This is a genomic window from Alkalihalobacillus sp. MEB130 (genome assembly GCF_032335535.1).
Lineage (GTDB): Bacteria > Bacillota > Bacilli > Bacillales > Bacillaceae_D > Halalkalibacter.
Map to the genome: position 1 here is coordinate 1 of NZ_JAOANA010000017.1, position 11,896 is coordinate 11,896.

Consider the following 11,896-nt stretch of genomic DNA (forward strand, 5'->3'; position numbering starts at 1 on the left):
ATCATGCAACAGTCGTTAACATTATTGGTCCATCATACAGAATTAAAGACCACTTAGAAAAAGATGATGATTAATTTTGTACATTCTTAAATGATCAAAAATGTACATCGTTAGCTTGACATTTACACATCCTCCTACATTTTCTTCAAATTCCTACCCAACAAAGAATGAAAAAACAAGGAAATTATCTAATTAGGATGAATTGAACAATATGCTCACCTAAGCGAATTACAGGTGTACAAGATTTCAACAAACCATTTTCTCATGAATTAGACCATTCACGAACATTCAAACATTTAAACTAACAGTTTATAAATACAAAAAAACGCCTTATTTATACGACGTTGGGTCAAAATTAATATGGGATTGTGTTTTCGTTATTTGTCAAGAGATTCGAAAACAGTTGGTGGAATGATGGGGTAGTGAGTTAAGACAATGTAAATTATTTATTTACGATTGCTCAATTCCACCTATCAATAACGATTTTTTACCCGTTGAAGTACTTTTAAAAATAAATAGTCTATAACTTAATCCTTTTCATTTTCAATCGTAAAACCAAATTCTTTTCACCCTCTTCAAACATCTCTTCCGTAATAATTCCATATACCATTAGGTACTTTAAGTAATATTGAATTTTCTTGGCTGTACTATTATCAACGACAGGAAGATGTTTTTCTGCTTCAACTTTACTCAAGTTTTTGACAACTTCAATTTTATATAACTGTAATTGCTCCGTTTCCAAACATTGTAACGCATATTCTTTAATATCCTTTAAGCGAACCTGATACATTCGTGCCCCATGTTTCTTTCCACCATATAATCCCTCTTTTGCTCCTTGCAGTATTTTTTTGTAATGAGATGTTTCGTCTTGATTAGTAATTCGAAGCATATTTAGGACAACTTTATTGGCCTCGGGAACTGTAATATATCCAGGTTCTAGACGATAGTTTTTTGGCATAATAACCTCCCAAATAAAAACCCTCACTATCTTTTATGGTAGATTTCTACATTTTATTACAGTATTTACAGAAATTTTAGCTTTTGATTACAGCAAGACCTTCTAGTAGCTTATTTTTGAAGAAATCAAAGCTGTATCGTTTGAAATTGAGGGTATGAAAGTTGGAGCCATCCTGAAGTTTATATTCCAGAAAAGGAACAAGCGAAATATCGCATGGGCTGGTTGTGCCAAAAGTCATTTAAGAACTATAAAAGAAGCAAGAGAACCGTCCCCTTGCATCCCTTGCATCCTCGTATTGGACTAGAGAAGCTCATTATCATTGCAAAACTTGTTTTAGACCAGGTAAGTGTTCCAGTCGCTCTTCATTTGGATCATGGGAGCAGTTTTGAAGTTGCTATGAATTGCATACGAGCGGGCTTTAGTTCCGTTATGTTTAATGGTTCTGCCCATGGTATATATAAAAAAAACTCCTAAAATACGTTGTCATAATATTAAGAAGGTTGAGCAAGCCATTGATGTACCTGTTGTATTGCACGGAGGCTCAGGGATTCCAAATGACCAAATTAGAGAAGCCAACTCTTCAGGGATCGGCAAAATTAACGTTAATACAGAGAATATTGTAGCCTACACGAATGCAGTACGTAACTATCTTCAAGCCAACCCTAAGCCAACTGACCCAAGAGCCTATCAAGGTGCAGCCCGTAAAAGCTATGAAAGAAGTTGTAAGAAGTAAGATTCGATTGTTTGGTAGTAAGGGGAAAGCTTAGGGGGACAAATTTGGGTATACATTAATAATTGATGAAGAACAGAATCGTTTCTTTTTGAGAGCTGTTTTTTTGTTTTTTTCTTTTCTCCATTTCTATTTAACAAAAAATCCTGCCCCCTATCAAAAAACACAGGAGCAGGAATGTACCTCAAACTTTATCGAAAAAGCTACTCTCTTAACGATACAAGTTTAACAATTAGTTATATTTATTTATTTGACTTTTCTATATTCCTTCGCCAATCCTTCCTCCACCATCGCTTCACTAATTGCTTCAATTACTTGTTCTTCATCTGAACCTGAGCCTTCAATTTTTATCTCAGCTCCTTCCGGAATACCTAGAGACATAACACCCATGATTGATTTTAAATTTACACTTTTACCGTGATATTCTAGTGAGACATCGCTATTATACTTGCTTGCAACTTGAACTAGTATTGTGGCTGGACGCGCATGTATTCCTGTCTTATCAATAACTTTAAATACTTTTTCTACCATATTATCAACCACCTTACTTTTTTTGAATATAACTTGATAATTTATCAATTATATTTCTGATTTTATTTTATAACTAAACTTATTGGAATACTAAGTTTTATGGTTTTATACATCTACAGATTAATGTGCTTTTTATCAGAATCTGTTTTTAGCATATATTACTTGTTAGAACCAGTCTAAAGTAAAGTATATTCTACTTGTTCTAAAATTTTCGTAGTGCTTCCCTCTAGATTGAAACACTCAACATATTGGTTAATTGAACGTTTTATACGATTTACAACAAATCTATCTCCATCAATTGAACACTCTTTAAGGTTATTGAAAAGCTGTTCAATTTCTTGTTTTACTTCTTCTTCATTGAAGGTATAATGACCAGCTATATCTAATATTTGATCAGTCAACTCTTGGTCATTTAGTACTTCCTCAACACCTAATTTTGTTTGTTCACCAACCATCCATTTTCTCCATCTCTCACTTTTAATTGCTTGTATTTTTAACACCTGTTCTAGGTTTGAAGGGACTTTAAGTAATCCTACTTCCACTAGTTGTTTTTCAACTTTGATTAGTTCTAGATAAGCCCTTGTTTCTTCCGTTCCAAACAATGGAGCTACATTGGTTGCTGTTATTCCTAATGGGAGATGTTGGAGCAAAATATGGTCGTCAATATAATCACCATTATGTTCTTTTAACCCGACACCATATTTCTTTGCGATATCCGCTAATTGTTTTGCACTCTCCCCATTAAATTTACCGACGTTTTCTGTCTTTTTAACTAATGTTCCAGTTTGGCCAACAATAAACGTTGGAGTAGGTAATTGTCGAGCTTCTAGTTCTTTATTCAAATTCTTTATAAAAGTTTCATACGTTTCTGTAGAAGTTAACCCACCATTTGTTTCCTCGGTCCCAACTTCGTAGCCAATTTCAGGTAAACCTAGTTTCTTTCTTTCATTTTCACAGAATTCAATCAGTTCGATTGTTCTTTGTAAAACTGTCTCCATAGGAATTACTTTACCCATTTCAAATGGATCCTTAGTAGGATCAATATGAAGAAGATCAAAACCTTGTTTCATATCTTCAATATACGACTGTTTTCCAAGCTCCATGGCTATACTCTCATCTAAATGAGCATTTCTTTCGTTGTCTCTTTGCCAAGGACCACCGTGGTCTCTACATACGTAATATAACCCATCAAACCCTACCTTTTTGGATGTATCGGCAATCGCCCCTACAAAAGATGCTTGGTCCCAGTTACAAACGTACCCTCCACCAAGTTCCATTGAGTCCACTTGGTTCCTACTTGCAATAAACATTAATGGAAAATCTTTTTCTTTTGCAAGTTCAAAACTCGCTTGTAGTAAACTTGATGACATCGGTCCAATCCCTAAAGCCGTTACGTACTCTCCTTGATCTTGTAATGAGAGCATTCCCTTTACTAGTTCATTAATGTTAACTTTTTGCATGATTATTCCTCCTCTAATTGTGTACTCAAGCTTTAAATAGAATGAACAATATGCTTTTCACATATTGTTCATCAGTTTAGCTTTTAAAAAGGGTCATTACGCTACTTCTTCATTCGATAAATCATTTGACTTTTCTTTTTTCAGAGCATTTACTAGTAAAGCGGTTACAGTTGTACCTGCTAAAATAGCTATAACGTACCAAAGTCGATTGTCGATAACTGGTAATACAATTGGTCCTCCATGCGGTGCATAGTTATTTACAACTGCTAACGCCCCAATGACCGCACCAGTAGCAGAACCTATCATGATTGAAGGTATAACTCGTAATGGATCCGCCGCTGCAAATGGGATGGCACCTTCGGTTATCCCTATAGTCCCCATCGCTAATGCAGCTTTACCAGCTTCTTTTTCCTGAGCACTATATTTTTTCTTATTTAGCAAAGTTGCTAGCCCCATCCCAAGTGGCGGAGTACATATTGCAATGGCAATGATACCCATTATCGTATACACACCCTCTGCCATTAATCCAAAAGCGAATAAGCATGCAACTTTATTAACAGGTCCTCCCATATCAAATGCAATCATAAATCCTAAAATGATAGCTAAAAGAACTAAACTACCATCTGTCATCCCTAACAGACCTTCTGTCATACTCGTCATCATCATACCCATCGGTTTTGCCAGAAGGTAAAGATACGTTAAACCAACAATTCCTACACTCACAATTGGGATAATAAATATTGGCATTACTGGTCTTAAGATATTAGGTACCTTCCAAGTCTTTATCCATTTAACAATAAATCCTGCAAATAATCCAAGAATTATTGCTCCTAAAAACCCTGCTTTTACTTCAGAATCACCAATAGGCATATTCGCTACGTACCCTGCTATCATACCTGGAACTAAAGCGGGTTTGCCCGCAATCCCATAAGCGATATAACCACCTAATATAGGCACCATCATTGTAAATCCCGCTACACCAAGCAATAATATATTTTCCATGAAAGGACTTGTTACTTCCATTCCACTTTCTCCAGGACTTCCAGTCGCAAGAGCAGCAGCAATAAAGATTCCACCGACAACTACAGCAGGGATCATGTAAGATACACCTGACATTAAGTAATCCCTTACCTGTTTTAACACCTCTTTCATTTGTTCTCCCCCTTTATAATTAATTAGGTTCTTTCCTAGCTATTTACTAATTTCAGAGCATCTTCAATCACTTTCTTTGGATGCGAAATAGCAGCTTGAACTCCAACCTCCAGTACTTTTTTCCCTTCAAATCTCTCTTTTTTCTCTATTAAACAACCAACAGCAAGTATAACAACATCAGCTTCAGCAATGGCTTTTTTCTTTAATTCATTTTCAATCCCCATAGCACCTTGTGTTTCAATAGTAATTTGGTGTCCTAATTGTTTTCCTGTTTTCTCCAATGCCGATTGAGCCATAAATGTATGTGCAATTCCCGTTGGACAAGCCGTAATCCCTACAATATTCATTATTCCCATCTCCTCTTTTTCACTTTTATTGTATTTCAACAGCTTGGAGCGCGGATGAGACCTCATCAATACTTCCAGCTGTTAATAACTGATTCCGGAAATTTGCATCCATAAGATTTCTACTGATATTAGCTAAAACTTGTAAATGCACATTCCCACTATGGTGCTCTGGGACCCCTATTAAAAAAACTAATCGCACCTCTTGGGCCTCAGGCCCTTCCCATACGATACCTTCATTTAATCTACCAAACGCGACAAACGGTTCTATTACTTCATTTGACTTTCCATGGGGAATAGCGATCGAATAGCCAACAGCAGTAGAAAAGTCACTTTCTCTTTTCATCACAGCTTCTATATATTTATCTTTGGATTTAACACGCCCAATAGAATACGCTAACTCTCCTAATTCATTAATAGCTTCTAATTTATCTTTCGCTTTTAAATCTAGACAGACTAACTTTCTGTTAATGACCATATTCTCCACTCCTTATTAACTGAAACACTTGATCCGCATTGTTACAATTCGCTATTTCTTCTAGCATTGATTCAGAATCGAATACTTGATATAGGTCTGATAACACGTGTTTCACACTTACATCTTCTTTAAAATTCATGGCTATTAGAAAGATAATTTTTACAGGATCTTTCCCCCAATTAACATCATTATTTAGAACAGCTATAACCACTTTTGGTGTATTCACATTTTCATAGCCACCGTGTGGAATCGCTACGCAGTTTCCAAGTGATGTAGGAGCTATGTTCTCCCTCTTTAATAGAGATTCTTTAAATTCACTATTCACATAGCCTCTTTTTTCAAGTTGTTCACACAGAAAATCTAAAATATCTTGTTTATTATCAAAATCTAACTCTGTGTATATGAGATCTTTATCTACTACTTTCACCAAATTGGAACAACTGATTTTTTTGTTATGAGTAGTAAATAGAAAGTCTGAAAAGAAATTATTGATATTTTTAATGTCCGTTTTACTTACCAACGATGAGATGACAATGACTGGTTTTGCATCTATTTCTAAAGGAACGGTAGAAATGATAAAATCAATATCATCTGTATTTATTTTTTCTATGTGACTGATTGATACTACTTCTTTAACTTCTACTTGTGGAACATATCTCTTTATTCGATTGGCTATTAATTGAGACGTCCCCATTCCTCCTGGACAGACAACAATAACTTTTTTGGCCGTCACAAGTCTTTCAAAAGCTGCTTGAAAATGAAGAGCAATATATCCAATTTCATCCTCATTCACTTTTAACCCATATCTAGTTTCTAGGTTAGAGCAAACGAGCCATGTAAGTCCGAATGTTGCCGAATATTCACTTTTTATCTCCTCCAGTAATGGATTGTTAATTTTGATTGAATATTTCAACCGATTGACCATTGGCTTGAAGTGCATAAGTAAACCTAGGTAAAGTTCTTGGTCATTACTTAAATCAATATTTGAAGTTTTAGAAGAAAGTGATATTAATTCATCAACTAAATTTTTAATATGATCATCGACATTATCGATAAACTGTTGCGTGTTATTGATTAACATTTCTTTTTCAACACCTGAACTCATCAAATATTGATTGATATAAATAATTTCACTTTGTATTACCTCAATTTGAAACTCCTCGCTAATTTGACGAGCCATAGACTCTGCAATTAAATAAGTTTCCGTTGATAGATGTTCACCTATTTTCACTTGCCTCTTATTTGCATAAAGTTGATTACCACTTCTTACTCTTTTTAATAAGATAAGAATATGGGTTAATAAATTTGTATAATACGGCTCGCTTATTTTATACTTTAGCTTTTTTTCTGCTTTAGCGATCATAGTTTCCACGGTTGTTATTTCTTGTTTATCAAACATTTTAGATAACCCTAAATATGAAGATCTATCTAACCTACTTTTAATACCCTGTTCTTTATCTTCTTCCTTAAAATCTATCGCCAACAAATTAGTAACAATGTTAGCTATTGCGTTTCTAATTGCTATTTCATTCCCTACTATTCTTGTACCTTCGCGATCTCGAACAAGTTTGATTCCAAATTGATTAATCCATTCCTCGATTTTATCTAAATCTTTCACAATCGATGTTTTGCTTACCATATATTCCTCAGAAAGCTTTTGAAGTGATAGTGTTTGCTGTGAGTAAAAAAGTTTTGAAAAAATATTAATTCTTCTCATCTCTATTGATAGAGGGTCAAAATTTTCCTTATTCTCATTCACACCGTTAATTATCAATATCTTTTCGTCTTGATTAGCATTTAACTTAATTCCTGAACCTGGCTTCTTTTGAAGCACTATATTTTGATCATGTAGAAACAATTTTATATTCCCTAAATCGTTATGAACGGTTCTTTCAGAAACCCCCATTTTTTTAGAGTAGAATTCAATCGTTTTATAATCAGATTCACTAACTAATAAGTTAACTAACTTTTTTTGGCGCTTCGTTAGACTATTCATTCTTCCCTCCCTGCAAAGAGATTCACTTAAATAAAGGATTAGGCTGTAAGGCACTCGAAATTGCAATTTGGTATTTATTTTAATTAGTACTTACTTAATCCTCTTAAATCTTGAAGTATGTTTCTGTAATTAAACTATAGCAAATATGTAAGCGCTTAAATATAACAAGCTGTTGCAACTTCACTCATGAACAAATGTGACTTATTGAAATTTTCTGAATAAAGTATTGAGCTTTTCTTCATTGTATATTAGAGTTATAACACTTAAAAGATTAAAAGGCTTATAACACAGGAGGTAATTTAGGTGATGTATTTTTTAGATTTCCATAATCATACGAATCATTCATTTGATTCCCAAGCTGTTATGGAAGAGGTTTGTAAAGCTGCAATCGGAAAAGGGATTAATGAAATTTGCTTTACTGAACACTTTTCCCTTAATCCTAAAACACCTACGTATGGTCATATAGATTTTAACAACTACCTTTCTGATTTAAAGTCGTGCCAGCTCAAGTTTGAAGGGCAAATTAAGATCAAGAAAGGGATTGAAATTTGTGAACCTCATTTGTTAAAAGAACAATACTCTAAAACATTAAAACCATTAGAACTTGATGTCATTTTAGGCTCTGTTCATAACATTAGTAATAATAAATTACGAAAGCGCTTAGAGGTGCAACAGGAAAACGCATATATGGAATATTTTCAAGAAGTTTATGAGATGGTTAAGGAGGCTGATATAGACATAGTCGCCCATTTAGATTTAATGAAACGCTATGCTCATAAAGTGTATGGAACATACAATTTCATCGAGCACAGAGAGATAATAGAAGTTATTTTATCTAAAATAGTCGAAAGAAATATTGGTATTGAAATTAATACATCTGGGCTTAGAACTTCTTTAAATGAAACGTTGCCATCAATTGACGTAATTAAACTATACAAAAAATTAGGAGGAGAGATCTTGACTATAGGTTCAGATTCTCATGAATCCGATTCAATTGGATCATATGTAAAAGAAGGAATTGAACTAGCAAAAGAATGTGGTTTTAACTATATTTTCTCTTTTGAGAAAAGAAATCCGATTGCTATTAAGGTGTAAGATTGTTTGAAATCTCCCTGCTTATTCAATACAGTAGAACCAGAAATCTTCGTCCCTCTACAGCAACAAAGGCCTATGCGTAAGTATATAGGCCTTTATTTTTGATGATTGCTTCTCTCAGATCTTTATGATACGCAAGAATATCATTAAAGTATAAAATCTGTTATTGTTAACGATGTTTGCAATAGATCATCAACAAAATCTATCTTCATGTTGAGACTCCTCTAAAGGCTGCTCGCCGTCTAATCTCAATTACAATTTCCTCGTTTTTCGTATGGTACACAAGTGTTCCTGGCATTGCTCGGAGTAATTCATTTGTGGCTTCTTGCGCGTCAGGTATAGGTCTAATTAAAGCTACTTCATCAACATACTTTTTATCCCCATCAATATGTGACTCTAAAATGTTTAGTAATACATATTGATCGGGATAAATCTTTTGAACCTCTTCCCACTTCATAATGCCACCTCCAAAACTTAATTACTTTATTTTACCATAAGGTATTCTTAGAAAATCTCAATCACAATATTATTCCTTTTATGCAACGGACAAATCAGGAAATTTCCCTTTATAACAAAAGTCCCTGTCACTACCCCTTAATTTTTCGATAATATATCGATATACTGCATTAATTTTCTCATGTATTAGAACATTCACGAGCATTCAAGGAATTAAACTAACCGTTTTCTAATACAAAAAATACCGTATTTAAACGGCATTGGGTCAAAATTAATATGGGACTGTGCTTTCGTTATTTTTTCAAGAGAATGGAAGGATGAGGTAGTTGTAAATTATTTTATTTATCAATCTCACAAAGGTTCTTTAAGTTGCACACTACTCTTCAATATAGTCAATCTTATTACTTTGACAAAACTCTCTTGCTAATTCTTTGTACCTCTCATCACGGTACTCATACCATTGTTGAATCATTCCTAACCTATGTAGAGTGTCTTTAAAACGTCGAAATGCTCCCTTTCCTCTTATAGCATGAAGCAACAAGTCTTGTTTTTTTTCATCAGAAAGACTGTAACAAAACCTCTCTAGCATGTCATATTCATGTATATCAAAGCTTGTAGGAAGAGTTACATACTTACCAAAACTTTCGACTATTTCATATGCTTGCTGTGCTTCCTCTTGTTGCCAAACAGGTAAATGATCATACTCTTCACCATCTTCCGCTATAAGTAGTGCCTCTCTTGAAACATAAACGACTTCTCCTGTTTCAAGATTAAGATAAGCATGACTCTCCTCCGATTGCATTTCCATTCCTTCTAATATGTCTTCTAGTTTCACTAGCATAATCTTTCCCTCCCGGCTTTTGATCAATCTAAATCATTTATACTTATAACTTTGAATTCCAATATTCTACAAATGTGCGGTAGCCGTGTGTGGTAATGATATAGGGGATTAATTGCTCGCCTACTATTTTATAAGAACGTATAGACGGTACCCCTGTACGATATGCTTTTTCAATTCGATGATTTCCATCTATTATAGAAAAGAAATTCGGTCTTATCTCAGCTTGAATAATAGGTCTTTCTATATCAACCGTTGGCAAATGATTTTCATCCAAAGCTGTACTATGTAAATGCGAACAGAACCATTCTTTTACATTAATGTTTTCTTCGTATACTAGCAACTTTCCCGAATAAATGTCTTTTACTATGTTAGAAATATTAAAGTGAAAGACACCGTTGGGAAATATTTCATCGTTTTCTTTTGTGGGACATGGTGTGTATTCTTTTATTACATACATCGTTCTAAGTTTCGGCACCCTTTTCTCTCCTTAATTGTTCTATTACAACTGAAGTGTATTGATAAGATGACCTCTATATGAGAAAAAGACCATTCATTAAAGTAAGCTTAACGGATTTGGTACCACTTTCATCAAAAAGATATTCACTGATATACTTTGAACAGATCTTTTCATGACCCTTCACCTACTTGACATTTAGATTTGTATGTACTAGGGTAGAAATATAATAATAGTTTTCGAACCAAGGTTCGCCGACTTTATTTAGAATAGGGATTACTCGTACCTAGGTACGACAAAATCTATTCGAAACTATAATTGTACATATTTACAGAACCCGAGATGATAAATCTTTGGTTCTTTTTATTAGATCATTTAAGTTTTTCTTGCACTTCAACATAACCCAGTAACTCTCATTTACGGTTGAATCACCCCTCAAGAGCCCCGTCTATGACGAAACTCATCCTTCCTAACTATGAAATTACCCCCGTAAAACAAGTGCTAGTCACGGATATTTACACTTGAGTCAACGTGCGTTTACGAAAATAAGAACATCAACGATTTTAAGTTAAAAAGCCCAATCCCTCCTTATCGTTCAAAAGGGATTAGGGACTAGGCTTAGTTATCGTGACAGTAGGTGAATATCCCTATGAACAGTATTGTTGGCTACGCAGCATAGCTTTTCATCGTTCTTATTCAACATAAACTTCCGTTTAAGTACGGTATTTCACAAATCCCACTATATTTCACTTGAAATCTCCTCGAGTAATATCCATTTTTTTCATTCTACCATTAGTTTATTTGACAAGAAAGTGACCACATTTTTAACGGAAAGTGAACATTACGTTAAATGTAATCAAAATCTCTTTTAGTGAGGTGAGATAACATTTAACATATAACTATATAAAAAAGTTTTTAAAAATGTAGGGGGCAAGAACATGAAAAAATTTAAAGGTTTATTAGTATTGTCAATGACGGCTTTTGTTTTAGCAGCTTGTGGTGGGGACACAACAACCGAAGAACCAGATACGTCGACACCGGAAGAAAGTACAGAGGAAAATACTACAGAAGAAACAGACGCTTCAGCAGTTGAAGAAGGTCAAGTATTCACAGTAGAAGAACTTAGTGAGTATAATGGGCAAGATGGAAACCCTGCTTATGTAGCGGTTGACGGAGTCGTTTACGATGTTTCAGATATTGGAGCTTGGGAAGGTGGAGAACACTTTGGTGGAGTAATGGCTGGTGCTGACAACACAGAAAAAATTTCAGCATCTCCACACGGCACTTCTGTATTGGAAAACTTACCAATCGTCGGTACACTTGAGTAACATTAAGAATGAAACAAGACACCTAGTTACGATTCAAATAATCGTAACTAGGTGTCTTTGTTTATTTACCATA

At 34.4% G+C, this 11,896-nt stretch carries 12 protein-coding genes and 1 pseudogene; 3 read left to right on the top strand and 10 right to left on the bottom strand.

Annotated elements, in window-relative coordinates; translation table 11 throughout:
• Nucleotides 1–520: 520 nt before the first annotated feature.
• A complete protein-coding gene (locus tag N0O92_RS16425; RefSeq protein ID WP_315615747.1) occupies nt 521–958 on the bottom strand; it encodes a hypothetical protein in 438 nt (145 codons plus the stop codon).
• Between the two features lie 348 nt (nt 959–1,306).
• On the opposite strand from N0O92_RS16425, the pseudogene N0O92_RS16435 reads away from it, so the two are divergent.
• Nucleotides 1,307–1,725 (top strand): annotated as a pseudogene (locus N0O92_RS16435) (class II fructose-bisphosphate aldolase); the annotation flags it as partial.
• Nucleotides 1,726–1,934: 209 nt separating this feature from the next.
• Here the strand turns inward: N0O92_RS16435 and N0O92_RS16440 are convergent.
• The 6 genes from N0O92_RS16440 to N0O92_RS16465 all read right to left on the bottom strand — a co-directional run bounded on the left by N0O92_RS16440 (nt 1,935) and on the right by N0O92_RS16465 (nt 7,649).
• On the bottom strand, nt 1,935–2,219 hold the full coding sequence (locus tag N0O92_RS16440) for a phosphocarrier protein HPr (RefSeq protein ID WP_315615750.1): 285 nt from the start codon (nt 2,217–2,219) through the stop codon (nt 1,935–1,937).
• 176 nt (nt 2,220–2,395) lie between these two features.
• A complete protein-coding gene (locus N0O92_RS16445) occupies nt 2,396–3,679 on the bottom strand; it encodes a class II D-tagatose-bisphosphate aldolase non-catalytic subunit (protein WP_315615751.1) in 1,284 nt (427 codons plus the stop codon).
• Nucleotides 3,680–3,775: 96 nt separating this feature from the next.
• Complete coding sequence (locus N0O92_RS16450) at nt 3,776–4,831, bottom strand: PTS fructose transporter subunit IIC (RefSeq protein ID WP_315615752.1); 1,056 nt, start codon at nt 4,829–4,831, stop codon at nt 3,776–3,778.
• A 35-nt stretch (nt 4,832–4,866) separates the two neighbouring features.
• Nucleotides 4,867–5,178, bottom strand: coding sequence for a PTS fructose transporter subunit IIB (locus N0O92_RS16455; protein ID WP_315615753.1), 312 nt, complete (start codon nt 5,176–5,178; stop codon nt 4,867–4,869).
• A 25-nt stretch (nt 5,179–5,203) separates the two neighbouring features.
• The gene (locus N0O92_RS16460) at nt 5,204–5,653 is read right to left on the bottom strand and encodes a PTS sugar transporter subunit IIA (RefSeq protein WP_315615754.1); all 450 of its coding nucleotides are present in this window, start codon (nt 5,651–5,653) and stop codon (nt 5,204–5,206) included.
• Nucleotides 5,643–7,649, bottom strand: coding sequence for a BglG family transcription antiterminator (locus N0O92_RS16465; protein WP_315615755.1), 2,007 nt, complete (start codon nt 7,647–7,649; stop codon nt 5,643–5,645). The genes N0O92_RS16460 and N0O92_RS16465 overlap by 11 nt, the downstream gene beginning before the upstream one ends.
• 306 nt (nt 7,650–7,955) lie before the next feature.
• Here N0O92_RS16465 and N0O92_RS16470 point away from each other — a divergent pair, with 306 nt between their 5' ends.
• Complete coding sequence (locus N0O92_RS16470; RefSeq protein WP_315615837.1) at nt 7,956–8,744, top strand: histidinol-phosphatase HisJ family protein; 789 nt, start codon at nt 7,956–7,958, stop codon at nt 8,742–8,744.
• Nucleotides 8,745–8,952: 208 nt separating this feature from the next.
• On the opposite strand, the gene N0O92_RS16475 is transcribed toward N0O92_RS16470, so the two are convergent.
• The 3 genes from N0O92_RS16475 to N0O92_RS16485 form a co-directional block, all read right to left on the bottom strand.
• On the bottom strand, nt 8,953–9,201 hold the full coding sequence (locus N0O92_RS16475; RefSeq protein ID WP_315615756.1) for a hypothetical protein: 249 nt from the start codon (nt 9,199–9,201) through the stop codon (nt 8,953–8,955).
• Nucleotides 9,202–9,576: 375 nt separating this feature from the next.
• On the bottom strand, nt 9,577–10,041 hold the full coding sequence (locus N0O92_RS16480) for a UPF0158 family protein (protein WP_315615757.1): 465 nt from the start codon (nt 10,039–10,041) through the stop codon (nt 9,577–9,579).
• A 43-nt stretch (nt 10,042–10,084) separates the two neighbouring features.
• Complete coding sequence (locus N0O92_RS16485; RefSeq protein ID WP_315615758.1) at nt 10,085–10,516, bottom strand: hypothetical protein; 432 nt, start codon at nt 10,514–10,516, stop codon at nt 10,085–10,087.
• Between the two features lie 917 nt (nt 10,517–11,433).
• Between N0O92_RS16485 and N0O92_RS16490 the strand changes: the two genes are divergently transcribed.
• A complete protein-coding gene (locus N0O92_RS16490) occupies nt 11,434–11,823 on the top strand; it encodes a cytochrome b5 domain-containing protein (protein WP_315615759.1) in 390 nt (129 codons plus the stop codon).
• Nucleotides 11,824–11,896: the final 73 nt, after the last annotated feature.

Bases quoted from the DNA above. Each gene is read 5' to 3' on its own strand.
- N0O92_RS16425 (WP_315615747.1), bottom strand. From the start codon at position 958: ATGCCAAAAAACTATCGTCTAGAACCTGGATATATTACAGTTCCCGAG.
- N0O92_RS16440 (WP_315615750.1), bottom strand. From the start codon at position 2,219: ATGGTAGAAAAAGTATTTAAAGTTATTGATAAGACAGGAATACATGCG.
- N0O92_RS16445 (WP_315615751.1), bottom strand. From the start codon at position 3,679: ATGCAAAAAGTTAACATTAATGAACTAGTAAAGGGAATGCTCTCATTA.
- N0O92_RS16450 (WP_315615752.1), bottom strand. From the start codon at position 4,831: ATGAAAGAGGTGTTAAAACAGGTAAGGGATTACTTAATGTCAGGTGTA.
- N0O92_RS16455 (WP_315615753.1), bottom strand. From the start codon at position 5,178: ATGAATATTGTAGGGATTACGGCTTGTCCAACGGGAATTGCACATACA.
- N0O92_RS16460 (WP_315615754.1), bottom strand. From the start codon at position 5,653: ATGGTCATTAACAGAAAGTTAGTCTGTCTAGATTTAAAAGCGAAAGAT.
- N0O92_RS16465 (WP_315615755.1), bottom strand. From the start codon at position 7,649: ATGAATAGTCTAACGAAGCGCCAAAAAAAGTTAGTTAACTTATTAGTT.
- N0O92_RS16470 (WP_315615837.1), top strand. From the start codon at position 7,956: ATGTATTTTTTAGATTTCCATAATCATACGAATCATTCATTTGATTCC.
- N0O92_RS16475 (WP_315615756.1), bottom strand. From the start codon at position 9,201: ATGAAGTGGGAAGAGGTTCAAAAGATTTATCCCGATCAATATGTATTA.
- N0O92_RS16480 (WP_315615757.1), bottom strand. From the start codon at position 10,041: ATGCTAGTGAAACTAGAAGACATATTAGAAGGAATGGAAATGCAATCG.
- N0O92_RS16490 (WP_315615759.1), top strand. From the start codon at position 11,434: ATGAAAAAATTTAAAGGTTTATTAGTATTGTCAATGACGGCTTTTGTT.